Source organism: Pseudahrensia aquimaris (assembly GCF_042676045.1).
Classification (GTDB): domain Bacteria; phylum Pseudomonadota; class Alphaproteobacteria; order Rhizobiales; family Rhizobiaceae; genus Pseudahrensia; species Pseudahrensia aquimaris.
Genome location: NZ_JBHTJV010000003.1, coordinates 319,314 through 335,092, shown reverse-complemented (window position 1 = coordinate 335,092; position 15,779 = coordinate 319,314). Strand labels below are relative to the sequence as shown.

12 protein-coding genes are annotated in these 15,779 nt (G+C 57.0%); 6 read left to right on the top strand and 6 right to left on the bottom strand.

Translation table 11 applies throughout. The features are described from left to right. The first annotated feature begins 468 nt into the window (after nt 1-468). The 4 genes from leuA (at nt 469) to ACFQ14_RS05125 (ending at nt 5,494) form a co-directional block, all read left to right on the top strand. Nucleotides 469-2,148: a 2-isopropylmalate synthase gene (gene leuA, locus ACFQ14_RS05140; protein WP_377211633.1), complete on the top strand. Its 1,680-nt coding sequence runs from the start codon at nt 469-471 to the stop codon at nt 2,146-2,148. 12 nt (nt 2,149-2,160) lie between these two features. Beyond that, nucleotides 2,161-2,937, top strand: a complete 777-nt coding sequence (locus ACFQ14_RS05135) for an alpha/beta fold hydrolase (RefSeq protein WP_377211632.1) — start codon at nt 2,161-2,163, stop codon at nt 2,935-2,937. A gap of 101 nt (nt 2,938-3,038) precedes the next feature. Beyond that, complete coding sequence (locus tag ACFQ14_RS05130; RefSeq protein ID WP_377211631.1) at nt 3,039-4,631, top strand: L,D-transpeptidase family protein; 1,593 nt, start codon at nt 3,039-3,041, stop codon at nt 4,629-4,631. Between the two features lie 113 nt (nt 4,632-4,744). Next, the gene (locus ACFQ14_RS05125; protein WP_377211630.1) at nt 4,745-5,494 is read left to right on the top strand and encodes a hypothetical protein; all 750 of its coding nucleotides are present in this window, start codon (nt 4,745-4,747) and stop codon (nt 5,492-5,494) included. Here ACFQ14_RS05125 and ACFQ14_RS05120 read toward each other — a convergent pair. Further along, nucleotides 5,464-6,375 carry a metallophosphoesterase family protein gene (locus tag ACFQ14_RS05120; RefSeq protein ID WP_377211629.1) on the bottom strand — a complete coding sequence of 304 codons (912 nt, stop codon included), beginning with the start codon at nt 6,373-6,375 and terminating at the stop codon, nt 5,464-5,466. The genes ACFQ14_RS05125 and ACFQ14_RS05120 overlap by 31 nt on opposite strands. A gap of 8 nt (nt 6,376-6,383) precedes the next feature. Further along, nucleotides 6,384-7,364: a glutathione S-transferase family protein gene (locus tag ACFQ14_RS05115; protein WP_377211628.1), complete on the bottom strand. Its 981-nt coding sequence runs from the start codon at nt 7,362-7,364 to the stop codon at nt 6,384-6,386. A 275-nt stretch (nt 7,365-7,639) separates the two neighbouring features. On the opposite strand from ACFQ14_RS05115, the gene ACFQ14_RS05110 reads away from it, so the two are divergent. Then, nucleotides 7,640-8,152 (top strand): GNAT family N-acetyltransferase, encoded by a 513-nt coding sequence (locus ACFQ14_RS05110; RefSeq protein WP_377211627.1) that lies wholly within the window; start codon nt 7,640-7,642, stop codon nt 8,150-8,152. A gap of 9 nt (nt 8,153-8,161) precedes the next feature. Here the strand turns inward: ACFQ14_RS05110 and ACFQ14_RS05105 are convergent, their stop codons facing one another. From ACFQ14_RS05105 to ACFQ14_RS05090, 4 genes are read right to left on the bottom strand one after another with little or no spacing between them, the layout of a single operon-like run. Continuing rightward, nucleotides 8,162-10,252, bottom strand: a complete 2,091-nt coding sequence (locus tag ACFQ14_RS05105) for a hypothetical protein (protein WP_377211626.1) — start codon at nt 10,250-10,252, stop codon at nt 8,162-8,164. Continuing rightward, on the bottom strand, nt 10,249-13,059 hold the full coding sequence (locus ACFQ14_RS05100) for a DUF4159 domain-containing protein (protein WP_377211625.1): 2,811 nt from the start codon (nt 13,057-13,059) through the stop codon (nt 10,249-10,251). The genes ACFQ14_RS05105 and ACFQ14_RS05100 overlap by 4 nt, the downstream gene beginning before the upstream one ends. Continuing rightward, a complete protein-coding gene (locus ACFQ14_RS05095) occupies nt 13,056-13,970 on the bottom strand; it encodes a DUF58 domain-containing protein (protein ID WP_377211624.1) in 915 nt (304 codons plus the stop codon). The genes ACFQ14_RS05100 and ACFQ14_RS05095 overlap by 4 nt, the downstream gene beginning before the upstream one ends. 9 nt (nt 13,971-13,979) lie before the next feature. After that, on the bottom strand, nt 13,980-14,990 hold the full coding sequence (locus ACFQ14_RS05090; RefSeq protein ID WP_377211623.1) for an AAA family ATPase: 1,011 nt from the start codon (nt 14,988-14,990) through the stop codon (nt 13,980-13,982). Between the two features lie 165 nt (nt 14,991-15,155). On the opposite strand from ACFQ14_RS05090, the gene ACFQ14_RS05085 reads away from it, so the two are divergent. Further along, nucleotides 15,156-15,770, top strand: coding sequence for a DUF1285 domain-containing protein (locus ACFQ14_RS05085; RefSeq protein ID WP_377211622.1), 615 nt, complete (start codon nt 15,156-15,158; stop codon nt 15,768-15,770). Nucleotides 15,771-15,779 lie beyond the last annotated feature (9 nt).

The window sequence follows — 15,779 nt, the reverse complement described above, 5'->3', positions numbered from 1 at the left end:
TGTCTCTAAAGCCCGTATGCTTGTGTGAAAGTGGAAGATGCCGCGCAAATTGAAGTCTTTAGGAGAGAAAAGACCGCTTGCGGCGCTAGATAAAGTGCTCCGAACAGCCCTTCACTCAATGTGGAAGATCGTCCATTTTTACATTCGTGAACCTTGATCTGCCCGATCCGTCGGCGTTCTCGACATCCAGCAACCAGCGCCCATCTTGCCAAACATCGGGTTTGGGACTATTGGAAAGAGCATGATCACGCAGCGCACTCTTTCGCTAAACCTTCTTCTGTCGCTTATCAGCGACCGTCGGTGCGTGTGCCTGTAAGGGGGCAACCGGCGGTCGAGGCAAATCCCGCAATGCTTTTCAGCAATGCTCTCCGCCCCCTCACTTCAACTTTACAAAACTCATATAATCTCGCCCAAGGCCCGCTCCGATAGCGTCGACTTACGGCTTGTCCGAATAAGGAACTGCCTCCCATGATGATGGAAGAAGCAAGCAAATACACACCCTATGCGCAGGTCGGTTTAGAAGACCGAACATGGCCATCCAACCGCATCGAGAAAGCACCGATCTGGTGTTCAGTTGATCTGCGCGACGGCAATCAGGCATTGATCGATCCTATGGGTCACGAGCGCAAAGCGCGGATGTTTAAACTGCTCCTGGATATGAACTTCAAGGAAATCGAGATCGGTTTCCCTAGCGCATCGCAAACTGATTTCGATTTCGCCCGCTGGTGTGTTGAACAGGGCAATGTGCCCGACGACGTTGATCTGCAAGTTTTGGTGCAGTGCCGTCCCGAACTCATCACCCGCACATTCGAAGCGCTGGAAGGGGCAGACACCCCCATCGTGCATTTCTACAACTCCACATCTGAATTGCAGCGCCGCGTTGTCTTCGGCCAAGACCGCGATGGCATCAAGCAAATCGCGGTCGATGCGGCAAAGATGATCGTTGATATGGCTGCTAAGGCTGGCGGCGGTTATCGCTACCAGTATTCGCCGGAGAGCTTCACCGGCACAGAACTCGATTTTGCTCTTGAAATCTGCAACGCGATCGTTGAGGTCGTTCAGCCAACGCCGGACAAGAAGCTGATTTTGAACCTGCCTGCGACCGTGGAAATGTCGACGCCGAACATCCATGCCGATCAGATCGAATGGATGTGCCGCAACATCGACCGGCGCGACAGCGTTATCATTTCACTCCACCCCCACAACGATAGAGGCACCGGTATCGCTGCCACGGAGTTGGGTCTGATGGCCGGAGCGGACCGCGTGGAAGGAACGCTCTTTGGCAACGGCGAGCGCACGGGCAACGTCGATATTGTGTGCTTGGCGTTGAACATGCTCACTCAAGGCGTCGACCCGCAGCTGGACGTTCGCGACATCGAACGCATCAAGGGCGTCTACGAATACTCTAACCAGCTGCGCATTCCAGAGCGTCACCCCTATGTGGGCGAGTTGGTCTACACCGCGTTTTCTGGCAGCCACCAAGATGCCATCAACAAGGGCATGAAGGCGCTGGAGAAGGCGAACAAAGCGGTTTGGGAAGTTCCGTATCTGCCCATCGACCCGCAAGACGTTGGACGCACCTACGAGGCCATCATTCGCATCAATTCGCAATCCGGCAAGGGTGGCGTGGCTTATGTGATGGAAGCGGACTACGGGCTGAAGCTGCCGCGCGCCTTGCAGGTAGAGATGCGCGATGACGTCCAGAAAATCACGGACAAGGAGGGCAGGGAGCTTCCATCATCCGAGATTTATGACCGCTTCCGCACCCGATATATTGAGCAGCCTGACGGCCGCTTGCGCTATGTCGACCACGCAACCTTTACAGACCCTGACAGCGGAACAGGGCGTCGGCTTGAGGCCACAATTACCGATGGAACAGAAAGCAAGACTATTCACGGCAAAGGCACAGGGCCAATCGACGGCTTCGTCGCCGCGCTCAACGCCGAATATGGCCTTGGCCTGACGGTAGTGGATTATTCAGAGCACTCGCTGCAGCAAGGAAGCGACGCAACCGCGATTTGCTATATGGAAGTGAAGGATGACAAAGGCCGCCAATGGTTCGGCGCCGGGATAAACGCCAACATCGTAGCCGCATCGCTGGAAGCTCTAGTCAGTGCTGCAAACCGCGCCTTGGGTAATGATGTCTAAGGAAAGACCAGCATGTCGCTGAACGTTATCCAGCAGGCCGGGCCGGAAGGCGCAAAAGATCTGTTTGTCTTTATTCACGGATTTGGAGGCTGCGCCGCAGAATGGCGTGGCCTCCAGCGCCATTTGAGTGATCGCGCACCATCTTGGGCGTTTGATCTTCCCGGTCATGCTGGATCGCTGGATTCGGGTATCAAAATGACGCCCAAAAACGCCGCGCTTGCCGTTCTGGAAGCTCTGGAAAGGCGCAGCGAGCGTGTCCATGTTGTTGGTCATTCCATGGGGGGTGCGGTCGCATCACTCATGGCCATTATTGCACCTGATCGGATTTCGAGCCTTACCCTGCTCGCTCCCGGTGGGTTCGGCCCCGGCATAGCCCACGATACCTTGACGACCTGGGCAGATGCGCAAACCACCGCAGATGTTGAAGCCGTTATGCCTTCGTTCTTTCACGCCGATTACACCATCGACCCGCGTATCATTCAGATGAACGCAGAACTTCGGGTTCAACCCGGTGCGGTGTCGAGCTTGCAAGAAATTGCAACCCGTTTGGCGCGCAACGGCGTGCAGGGTGAATTACCGCTTGATGATTTGTGGACAAGCGCCGTTCCAATCACAGTGATCTGGGGGCGAGACGATGCGATATTGCCCGTAGAGCAAGCCGAGGCTCTGCAACCCTTGGCGAAAAGCGGTCGCATCAAGCTGCACATCGTGGACGGTATGGGGCACTCGCCGCCCGTAGAGGCGCCGGACTTGGTGCGTGCCGCAATCGCTCAAAATCTGTCGGCTTGATCGCCGCATTCGCGTCGAGCAATCAGTCGGCGGTACGGGATTCAGTTTTGAGACCTATGGTGATACCTTGGCGCGAATCACAGTGTTCAGGAGGGTTGAACATGAGCCATAGGACAATTCTAAGAGCGGCAATTGGTGCGGTGTCGATAGCTGCAATGACTGCTTTGTCAGCAAAAGCGGGAACGCCCGAGCAGGTTTCTGCATACCTAGAGCGCAACACAGTTGAATGGTCCGGCCGCTCCTTTCCGACAGAACGTCTTCGCGCCAGCTATGAAGCGCGTGCTTTCAATCCAATATGGACAAGCGGCAGTGGTCTGAGCGAAGCGGGCCGCTCGCTGATCGACGAAATCAGCAATTCCTACCGGGACGGCCTCGACCCTTTGGAATATCTTGGCGGTCTGCGCGGCTTTAATGAAGTTTCCAGCGAAAACGATGCAGCGCGGCTGGAACTGGCGCTCAGCCATGCTTTCTTGACGCTTGGGCGTGATCTCTATTCCGGTCTGACGACGCCCTCTGTGACGGACCCCAACATCGTTATCAAACCAAAAACTGTAAACGCCCAGCAATGGCTGGAAGGGGCAGCGGAAAACGGACCGAAGGAAATGCTGCGTGCGCTGCGGCCAAACCATCCGCAGTACGGCCAGCTACGCCAGATGCTTGCAGGCTACCGCGCGCTTTTGCTGCGCGGCGGGTGGAACCCGATTGATGCTGGCGAAACGCTCAAACCGGGCATGACGAGCCCCCGTGTTTCGCAAATGCGCGATAACCTTTCGGCTCGCGGCTACGACGCGTTGCAAACCGATCAACCGGACTTCTACGACGACGGCTTGAAAGAAGCGCTGATGCATTTCCAGAAGCGTCATGGTCTTTCCGCCGATGGTGTGGCCGGGCCGCAGACGTTCGGCGCGCTCAATGTATCCGCCGAAGAGCGTGTGCGTCAGTTGGCAATCAATCTGGAGCGCTGGCGTTGGCTTCCCCGTCAGCTTGGCCGCCGTCACATCTTGGTCAATCAGGCCGGATTTGAACTCTTTATGGTGGATGGTCGCAAGACTGTGGACCGTCGGCGCGTGATCGTCGGCAAGCCGTTCCACCAATCACCGATGTTCTCGGACAAGATATCGTATTCCGAGTTTAATCCCACTTGGACTGTGCCAACCTCCATCGCCGGTCGTGTATTGCTGCCTAAAGTGCTCAAGAACCCAGCTTATCTGGTGGAGAACAATTACAAACTCTATCGAGGTTGGGGCGCAAATTCTGCGGAGCTGAATCCATACGCAGTCGATTGGAGCGCCGTGTCTGCGACCAAGTTTCCGTACCGAGTGGTCCAGCAGCCGGGTAAAAACAACTCTTTGGGACAGGTTAAGTTCATGTTTCCAAACAAATTTGCGGTCTATTTGCACGATACCCCTTCGCGCAACCTGTTTTCCCGCTCCTCACGCACCTTTTCGTCCGGCTGCATTCGGGTCGAAAAACCGCTCGATTTTGCGCGGAAGATTTATGAGATGCAGGGCGGGATGGATCCGTCCAAGGTGGACAGCATTATCAGCAGCAAGAAGCGCACCCGCGTTAACCTGAAAGAAAAGCTGCCGGTTCATTTAGCCTACTTCACAGCGTGGATAGACGACAATGGCGTGCCGCTCTTCTTCGATGATGTTTATGAACGCGACCGCCTGGTGGGTCGTTACCTGTTCTAGCTAAGCAGCAAACATGTTTCGCTTTGGCGGCTGTGAATCTACGACGGATTTATGGTAAACAACCTCTTAACAGCCCGCAGCGGGCGCGGTTGAGAGTGAGTACGATGGTGAACATGAGCGAAGACCACCCGATTGACCGCGTCGAGCGTCACGCCCGCACGCTCAAGGAAGCTCTGCGCACGGTGCGTGAAGAGCGGGCGGATATCGACGATATCGCTTTTGAACGCCGCGCTTCAGATCGCGCACGGTTGGAAGAGTTGGTTGAGGAACTTGCGCCGCTGATCACGGATATCGATCCCAAAGACGACCGTTTCGAATTCACCATAGGGAAGGGCGAGCGCGCCCGCCTTTGGATAGACATGACGTCATTCGTTGCCATCGACCATGACGGCAAGACCTATCGCTTTTTGAAAGACACACGGCTTGGTCGCATTGTGCTTTCGCAAACCGATGATGTGCAGGCGATGGGGGACATCGTTTCGCACTACATCGCGGAGAAGATCGTTGAGCGCGAGCGGATCATCGAAGGTGAATGGATCGAAACGAAAGACCGCGCCTTGGCTGAGCAAAAAGCGCAAACCCAACCGCTTTATCAGCAATCCATAGACAACGCCGCAAGCGCAAAGGCGGCGACCGATACCACCGCGAAAGTCGGTTTAACGGGCGCACCGTCTACAGCATCTTCAAGCGAAAAGCCAAAGGCTGATAGCAGTGTTTCCAACAAACCGCGCAGGAGCTTCATCTCCCATGTTGGTGGATTCTTATCGGGTATTGCGGTCACAATGGCCGCGGCGCTTGCGGCGGCATGGGCGTTCGCGCCGGAAGTCTTCGCTCAGATAATGGGCGCGCTGGGGCTTAGCTGAACCACGTCGTTTCCGTTTGGTTCAAATCCGTAGCGGGAACGAAGACACTGCCATCCGTTGCTTTGACGCTTGATCTCGAACAGGTTGTAGCTGGCCGGTGGCTTCGGGCGCTTGCCCACAATCGAATAGGGTGATTGACCGGCAGCGGAAACGCCAAAGACCGGCACTGCACTTCCCCTTGGACCTTGGATTTCCACTCTTGTCGGCAAATGGGTGTGGCCGTGGAGCACCAGCTCGCAACCGTGTTTGGCGATCACCGCCCGAAATCTGCTAGACCCGATCAACCGTTTTTGCCGCGCAGTAGCATTTTTGTGCGGCGGGTGGTGGATCATGACCACGCGAAAATGTCCGGCCTCTCCGCTCGCCTCCAGCAGTTCGGCCAACCGCCTTGCTTGCGGCTCGCGGAACGAGCCAGTCGCCAGAAACGGAAGGGTGGCCCGGCCGGAATTGGCACCCATCAACGCCACGCCATCGCGGATTCTCAGATAAGGAAAAGCGACGTCGCGCTCGCCATCACCCGTCATGTAGGGCGCCCAAATTTCCTGCGCTTGCGCCAACGCGCCAGGGACATATGTGTCGTGATTGCCGGGAACGACCGACACGTCGTCACCGCTGCCCAGCGTTTCCAACCATTGACGGGCCAGTGTAAATTCTGCCGGCAAAGCCAGATTGACCAGATCGCCCGTCGCTGCGATGTGATCCGGCTTTGCAGCATGTAAGTGCGCCACGAGTGCCGAAAGCGTATCATCGTTCATCGACTTGGCGCGGTTTCGCTGCCAGTTAACGTAGCCCGTGATGCGCTTTGAAATCAGTTCACGGCGCCGCACATCTGGCAACGGCCCAAGGTGCGGATCGGAAAGATGGGCAAGTTTGAAAACCAAATCTGCCCTCAGTCGAACCGAGCGCGGTCGTGCGGCGCAGAATAGTCAAGATTGGGTCCCAGCGGCACGATGCGCGTTGGGTTGATTGTCTCATGGCTGGCATAATAATGCCGTTTGATGTGCCGCATGTTGATCGTTTCTGCCACGCCGGGCCATTGATAAAGTTCAAGCGTGTGGTTCCAAAGATTTGGCATATCGACGATCCGGTTGCGGTTGCACTTGAAGTGACCAACGTAGACCGGGTCAAAGCGAATGAGCGTCGTAAACAAACGCCAGTCCGCCTCGGTGATCTGTGCGCCAGCCAGATAACGCCTCGTCGACAAAAGATCCTCCAGCCAATCGAGGCTTTCAAAAAGCGGCTGAAACGCCTCTTCATAGGCTTCGCTTGTGGTCGCAAACCCGCATTTGTAAACGCCGTTGTTGACCGTGTGATAGACGCGCTCGTTAATCGCATCGATTTCGGGCTGCAAGTCCGCCGGATAATAGTCCACGCTGTTGTCACCGATACCATCGAATGCGGAATTGAACATGCGGATGATTTCGCTCGACTCGTTGGAGACGATTGTCTGGCGCTCCTTGTCCCACAAAACAGGCACGGTCACGCGCCCCGTGTAGTCCGGCTTTGCCGCAGTATAAACGTCACGCATGAAGGGGAAGCCATTGATCTTGTCGCCAGTGGCACCTTCTTCCAACTCGAAAGTCCATCCATCTTCGGCCATGAAATGATGAACGACGGAGACGTCAATCGCGTCCTCCAAGCCTTTAAGGGTGCGGAAAATTGCTGCGCGATTGGCCCAGGGGCAGGCATGGGAAATGTACAGGTGGTAACGACCAACTTCAGCCTTGAAGCCGCCTTCGCCGGTTGGTCCGGCGCTGCCATCAGTTGTGATCCAGTTGCGAAAACCAGCATCGGAACGCACGAATTTGCCGCCCGACTTCTTGGTGTCATACCACTGATCTTTCCATTCGCCGTCGACGAGAAGGCCCATTTTACGTTTCCGTTTCGGGAAAAGAGACCTTGTTTTGCCCCATAGGCTTAAACAGGGCAAGCCGGACACGCTTCTGCAAAAACGAAACAGGCGCTAGACGAATGTCGGTTTGCATGATAGCTGAACCGCCTCGACTGGGAGATATTTGACAATGAGCACGACGACGCTGCGACGACGATACATTTAATCCTCGCTCACACGGGGCTGGCCTTTTGCGCGTTTTCGCAATGTCTGCCTCGAACGTCTTTTTGCTTATATCTCCTCAGGACTATCCCATGACAAATCCGTCGCTGACCATCCGGCCTGAACGGCTTGATGACGCTCCCTTGATTGAAACCATCACTTGGTCGGTTTTTGGCCCCGGTATGACCGCTCGTGCGGCCTACGTTCTGCGCGAAGGCGTGGACCATGAAATGCCCCTGTCCTTCGTCGCTGAATTGAACGGTGCGATTATCGGCACTGTGCGTCTGACGAAGGTTTGCATTGGCGACGACATTGCATTGATGCTCGGGCCGCTGGCTGTCTTGACCGAGCATAAAAGCAAAGGCGCGGGAAAGTTGTTGATGGCTGAGGCCGTGAAAGCTTCTCGCGAGCATTCTCGGCAGGGCGGGCCGAAAGCCATAATGCTGGTTGGTGATGAACCGTATTACGGGCCCTTCGGCTTCAAACGGGTTCCTGCCGGTTCAATTGTGCTGCCAAGGCCCGCAGACCCGAACCGTATTCTGGTCTGCGCCTTGGAAGAGGGTGTAGTCTTGGGCGGTGTGGCATCGCGGTTTATCGACCGATAAAATGAAAGCCTAGCGTCCTTCGCGAGCCCACATCCCGGCAAGTGCCATAAGAAGCAATATCAAACCCAAAACGCCGGCGAAAAGTGGGATTTGATTGACACCGACCAGCTTGCTCGCACCCGTGGAACGCAGGCCGATCCAGTCGTTGCCTGCCGCCGTTCCGCTTGCGCGTACGGGCACAATGCGCGGCATGTCCGGACTATCGGCAGGCCCGACGCGGCGCACGGAACCCCGTGTTTGTGCTGCTAGAGACGCGAGGTTTTCGCCAGTGGAAATGATCTGCGAGTATTCGCGTGGGTTGGACGGGCCAACGCTGGCAAGAGTTGTAAGATCGCCGTTGGCCAGGCGATAGAGGCCCAGAGTGTTCGCATCAAAGTCGGCGGTCCACAGCCCTTCACTCTCCTGTGTCAGTTCCACGGTTGAACGGGCTCCTGTCGGGTCCACAATATCAACGCTGCCGGGTTGGTCGCCCATCGTTTGTCGCTCAATACGCAGCGTGTTGCCACTTGCGCTGGCGCGCAGGGCTTCTTCGTCAAGTTCTGGTTCCTTCATCAGCCAGTGGCCAAGACGGCGCAGCATTTGCGTGTGGGGACCGCCGCCTTCAAAACCACGCGCCCAAAGCCAAACATGGTCCGACATCAAGATTGCAACACGCCCTTCGCCGGGCCTGTTCAACACCAGCAGGGGATTGTCCTGTGCGCCTGTCATAACAACATCGCCCTGCGGGTTTGTTCCCTCGATTGTGCGGAACCAACGGCTCCAGGTGGGCTGTTCTTCGCTTCCCGCAGTCGCCATTCCCGGCAAATCGCGCGTTACCGGGTGTCGACGGCCAGCATCGGAAACCTGGGGCTTGAAAGGTTCTTCGATCACCTGGCCCGTCGGTTCAACTGGCAAAACCGTCGCCAATGGCGTGCGGTGGATGGATGAAAAGTCCGCATGTTCCGGGCCCGCCGCGATCAGAATCGCACCTCCATCGGTGAGGTAGCGGGCGATGTTGTCGAAATACAAAACCGGCAGCACACCCCGCCGCTGGTAGCGATCGAATATGATGAGGTCGAATTCATCAATCTTCTCAATGAACAATTCCCGCGTGGGGAAGGCGATCAGCGACAGCTGATTGATCGGCGTGCCGTCTTGCTTCTCCGGCGGCCGCAAAATGGTGAAGTGAACCAGATCAACAGAGGCATCCGATTTCAGCAGGTTGCGCCAAGTCCGTTCGCCCGCGTGCGGTTCGCCCGAGATCAGCAACACGCGCAAATTCTCGCGGATGCCTTCGATAACCGCAAACGAACGGTTGTTGACGGGCGTGATCTCGCCATCGACCACCTGCGCTTCGAATTCGATGACGTTCTTGCCGCCGTGCGGCACATCAAACAGGAAGGTCGCTTTCTCGCCCGGAGCCACGTTCTCGACGCCGATCACTTCGCCGTCGATGGAGACGGTAACGTCCACCGAACCACCGGAATCAATGTTGGTGTCTTCAACCGAATATTCGATTTCCTGCGGCTCGCCCACAATGCCGAACCGGGGAGCTTTGTGCAGAATAAGGCGACGGTCGCGCTCGTCTTCACGGCCAGTAATCAGCGCATGGATGGGGGCGTTAAAACCCAGCGCAGCGGCAGTTTCAGGAATATCGTGAACCTGTCCGTCGGTGATCAGAACTGCCCCACCAACCTGTTCTGGCGGCACATCTTGCAAAGCGCTCTTCAGCGCACCGAAAAGAGCCGTGGACGCGTCCTGGTTTTCAGTGCCGCCGTTCTTTGCAACAACTTCGCGAAATTCGAACTGTGGGAAACGGGCGATCAAGTCTGCCAGCCGTTTGCGGGCTTCCTCGGTCTGCACATCACGTCCATCCAGCTTTTGGCTGTCGGATTGATCGATCACAGCAGCAATCACTGTCTTGAGCGGCTCACGTTCTTCTTGCAGCAGCGATGGATTGGCTAGCGCGAGGCCAAGCAGGGCGGCGGCGGCAAGACGGATCCAGCTACCTTTCAGCCCGCGAAAAATGCCGAACAGCGCGAAGGCGACAGCCAGCGATGCGATCAGCGCAATGACCCACCATGCAAAAAACGGCGCGAAGGTGATCTCAAGGCCGCTCATTGTCCGAGCCTTTCCAGCAATGCGGGGATGTGAACTTGATCCGCTTTATAGTTCCCCGTCAGCGTATACATCACGATGTTGACGCCAGTGCGATAGGCGTAGACGCGCTGGGTGGGATTAGGAGGCACAATCGGAAGCGTGGGCGCACCAGAGGCTTCAACCGCCCAAGCGCCTGCGAAGTCATTCGACGTGATCATGATTGTCGAGACACCATCGCCGCTTCGCGTTGGTCGGTCTGCGCTGCTTTCGTCTGCCGAGGCTTCAACCCACAAATTGCCGTCGAGATAGCGACCGGGGAAAACATCCAGAAGATAGAAAGCGCGGGTGAGAACATGGTTTTCTGGCACAGGCTCCAGCGGTGGAATATCAAGCGTCGCCAATATTTCGCGCAGTTTCATGGTGGCGGCGCTGACGGAATTGCCGCCAAACCCACCCGATAGCTGATCGCGCGTGTCGAAGAGCACCGTGCCGCCCTGTTTCATGAACGCATCAACCCGCGCCATCGCTTGCGTGCTTGGCACGGGAGACGCCGCGCTGACGGGCCAATAGAGCAGGGGGAAGAACGCGAGTTCGTCCGTTCCAATATCGACGCCCATAGGCTCCGCAGGTTCCAAAGATGTGCGGGACGCGATGAAATCCGTCAGGCCGATGAGCCCCTTTTCGCTTATTGTGTCCAACTCCGCGATGCCAGTGCGCACAAATGCGAGACGGGTTTTGAGGGATGCCTCGAATTCTGCGCTGGTATCTTGCGCGAAGCTGCGCTCTCCTTGTGCCACTACCAGCATAAGTGCCGCCGCTATGCTGACCACAGCTGGCCGCAGGCGCTTTTGAAACGCGCCTGCCATCCATAGCACGGCGAGACAATCGAGCGCGAACAGGCCGAGCGCAACAGCCAGCAGCCACGGTTTCAGATTGAACGGAGCTTCCGCCTGATAGGCGCGCTGTTCCGCGTTTGCGGGCAGGGTCGAAGTATCAAAAGCGGTCAAAGTATCACCATCCTGAAACAGGTTCAGTGCCACAAAAGCATCGCTGGAACCGTAAAGCCCGGGTGGGTTTTCGAGACCAACCGTTGGGTTCGTACCGGAAGCAAAAGTCAGTGGTAGGGCGGCCTCCGCCGCGCCACCAAGCACACCAAATCCGTCGAGATTGCGCAGGGGCGGCAGAGCAATTGTACCACTGGCCTGCGTGCTTTCGCTCTCGCCACCCTGTTGCACAAGGCTTTGGGACAGTGCGCCGTTCGAAACAGCCACGATGCGGCGCAGCATGTCCACAAACGCCCCCGATAGCGGCAGGTTCGACCAGCTTGCATCGGCGGTCACATGGAACAGCACAATCCAGCCATCGCCTTCTCTTGCAGCCGTCACGAGCGGCGTTCCGTCCTCAAGGCTTGCCCACGTTTTCGCTTCCAGATCAATATCCGGTTCGGCCAAAACCTGTCGGTTGATGGTCACGTCTTCTGGAATGACAACGCCGGAAAAAGGTGACGCCGGGTCGAAAGTGGAAAGACGTTGTGGGGTACCCCATGTGAGCGTGCCGCCCAGATTGCGGTCGCCCTGGCGCAGCCGAACAGGAATGAGCGGATCGTCATTTGCCGCAGCGAGCCGTGGCCCGGCGAAGCGGATGAGCACGCCACCAGCGTTCAGCCATTCACGCAATTTCGCTTCAGCGTCTTCAGGTAGAGTGCCGATGTCGGCCAGTATGAGCGTCGAAACGCGCTCCTCTATCAACTGCGTTATTGCGGTCAAAAGATTGGCGTCCTGCGCTTCACGGATTTGCGAGAAGGGGGCAAGCGCTCGCGAAATATAGTACAGCGGCGAAAGCAAAGGCTGGCTGCGGTCGGCGTTCTCGCCGGAAATCAGCCCGACATTACGGCGGCGGAACCGCTCGTCGAGCAGCTGAACCGCACCCGCGCTGGAAAGCCCATCCACGTCAATTCGAACGAAATCGTTGCGCAACTCGGCAGGAAGCACGAAACGCGCTTCGGCTGAGCTGGCGTCCGTTTCGAACGCAAATTCCGCACTTGCCAACGACCGGCCTTGAATATCGTAAGCGCTTACTATTCCGCTACGCACTGAGCTTGAGGCGGGGCGAGCAAGCGTTGCGACCATTGCGTCTGTGTCGTTTGAAATGCGTGTCACTGCAATCGTGTTGTCGAGCGCAGGGCCAAAATAAAGCACCTCGCCAGCCTGCTTCAGTCCGATCGCTTCGTTAAGCGCCGTAGTGCCCTCATCGCTCAACCCGCTGGAAAGCCAAGCGATGGTGCCGAAAGTTGTGGCGTCCTCTCGCAGTTTCTCTGCCAACGCGGCGGCGTTGGTCTTTAGCGGTGTTGGCTGCGCAGCGGACAGTCGCGCGAGTGCTGCATCCGCCGTGGAAGGCGCCAGATTGGCCTGTTCGCTCTCGCTGAGAAACGCGAGAGCAATGGGGCGAGAGGAATTGCCGGCCTCTTCTATCAGAGTGGATGCGCTGTTCACGCGTTCTTGCCAATCGAGGCCAGAAGTCCAGCCATCGTCGACAACTACAAGCACTGGCCCTTCGCCAGACACCGCATCGGTGATCGCATTTCGTATGGGATCGGCAAGCGCCAGAATCACCAACCCCGCCATAACCAGACGCAACAACGTCAGCCACCAAGGGCTTTGAGCGGGCGTCTCTTCAGGTTTGGTGATTTGTTCCAGAATTCGTGTGGGCGGAAACACCTCTTCACGGGGCCGTGGCGGCGTCAGCCGCAGCAACCACCAAATCGCGGGAAGTGCCAGCAGCCCAAGCAGCAGAAGCGGAGAAGCGAAGGTCAATCCAAACAGGCTCATCGTGCCCCTCCAACCTGCCCTGAAAGGCGCATATGGGCAGCGACAAGCGCTGAAGAAGCTAACTGATCCGTGCGGTGGGTGATGTGATGCCAACCCAATCGTTTGCAGTGTTCAGCCAGCACTTCGCGCCGCGCATTGAACAGCCGCTCATAGTCTTTGTGAAGCGTCTCGGCGCGCCCCGCAGTGAATTTGCGACCCGTTTCAGGGTCGCGAAATTCCGTTCGGCCAGAGTATGGGAAGGTCTCTTCCGCAGGATCTGAAATCTGTATCAGAATGCCTTCCACGCCCATCTGGGCCGCAGCATCAACCCGCGCCAGAACGTCGGAAATAGGTTCCAGAAAATCGCTGATGACGACCAGCGAATGACGGCGGACCATACCTCGCAGTGGGGGGAACGAACCCGTGTCCTCACCAGCCGAGCCCATCAACTCGCCTGCCACGCGCTCAGCCGCGCTGCGCGACGAGATTGCCCGTGTCAGCCCCGGCCAGCCGACACGTTCGCCAGAGCGAGCAAGCACTTCGCAAAGCGCCAAGGCCAAAACCATTGCGCGTGATTGTTTGGAAACTTCGCTGAGCGATGATTGATAGAGCATGGAAGGACTGTTATCGGCCCAAACCCAGACAGTGTGGGCGGCTTCCAGTTCTTTATCGCGAATTGTAATCGAATCATCCCGCGCAGAGCGTCGCCAATCAATTCGTGTCAGACTTTCGCCCGTGTCATAGGGACGAAATTGCCAAAACGTATCGCCAGAACCACGCCTGCGCCGTCCATGCCAGCCGGAAACGACATTGGCGGCAATGCGCTGCGCTTCAACGAGGAGGTCTGGCACCAGCCCCGCCCGTAACCGAGCGCGTGTCAGCGCATCGCTGTTGTCAACTTTTGCGGAGACTGTGCCGATTGAAAGAGCCATCGCGGTCGCTTACGCCGCCGCCTGTTTCAAATCGGAAATGACGGAACGGACAGTGAGACCCTCGGCACGGGCACCAAAGTTGAGCGCCATGCGATGCTGCAACACTGGCTCAGCCAGCGCCAACACATCGTCAACCGATGGCGCAAGCCGTCCATCCAGTAACGCGCGTGCGCGGACGGTTAGCATGAGCGACTGGCTCGCGCGGGGGCCAGGGCCCCAGGCAATGTGTTTTGCGGTATCGAGCGGGTTATCTTCGCCGGGCCGCGCAGACCGTACGAGTTTGAGGATGGCTTCCACGACCGACTCGCCAACCGGCATCCGCCGGACGAGGTCCTGGATCTTCATCAATTCCTCAACAGTCATAGCCGCCTCGGCCTTCGCGTTACCGGCACCAGTTGTTTCCAACAAAATACGGCGTTCTGCATCAGCGGACGGGTAGGGAACGTCGATTTGCAACAGAAATCTGTCAAGCTGCGCTTCCGGCAGCGGGTAAGTGCCTTCTTGTTCCAGCGGGTTTTGCGTTGCGAGCACGTGGAAAGGAGCGGGCAGATCATGCCGTTCGCCAGCAATCGTCACATGATATTCCTGCATCGACTGCAAAAGCGCTGACTGGGTGCGCGGCGAAGCGCGGTTGATTTCATCCGCCATCAGAAGCTGTGAGAATATCGGGCCTTTGACGAAACGGAAGGAGCGTTTGCCCTTCGAATCCTCGTCCAGAATTTCAGAACCCAAAATGTCTGATGGCATCAGATCTGGTGTGAACTGAATGCGGTTTGCCGAAAGACCCAGCACCGTGCCAAATGTTTCCACCAGTTTTGTTTTAGCCAAACCGGGCACGCCAACCAGCAGACCGTGACCGCCAGCCAAAATGGTGATGAGCGCGTTTTCAACCACCGTTTCCTGCCCGAAAATAATCTTGCCAATCGCTTCGCGGGCCTTGGCAACGGTGGCGACTGCGGCTTCCGCGTCTGCAACGAGGGCTTTGTCGTCCGGCGTTTCGGTCTTGGTCATATCGTTCATCGTGGAAAACCCTTTGTCTTAAATGTGGCTACGCGGAAACGGAGCAAATGCCTGTCGCTGGTCAGGTTGACGCAATTTGCCATGCTGACAAACGGGCTAACACCCACTATTTCGTGAGTATGTTCGATTTATGCCCAATTGAGTAGAGGGAGGCGAGTGCGGCTTATGGCCCGATCTGTTGACGATGCCGACAACCCAACCACCGCATCGCTTGAAGCGTTGGTGAAGCGCGCCGCCCATTCCGGCGAAGGCCTGCCGCCTGTAGAGAAGTGGAATCCGCCTTTCTGTGGTGATCTCGATATGGAGATCAAGCGCGATGGAACGTGGTTCTATCAAGGCACCCCAATTGGGCGAAAACCGCTGGTGCGCTTGTTTTCAACCGTTTTGCGTAAAGATGAGGACGGCAAGACGTATTTGGTTACTCCCGTGGAGAAGGTCGGAATTCGTGTCGAAGATGCGCCTTTTGTCGGCGTCGAGATGGATGTAGGTGAAAAAGAGGGTGAACAGGTCATCACGCTGCGCACCAATTTGGGCGATGTGGTGGAAATCGATGCGGACAATCCGCTGAGGTTCGAGATTTATGGCAAACACAAACAATTGAAGCCCTACGCTCTCGTGCGCGGTCGTCTCGAAGCGCTTTTGGCCCGGCCTGTTATGTACGAACTCGTGGAACATGGCGAAGAAATCGAAATTGATGGCAAGACGATGTTTTCCATCCGCTCCGGCGGCGAGGTGTTTCCCATCATGCCGGCGGACGAACTAGCGGCTCAATCCGCATGAGTGTTTCTG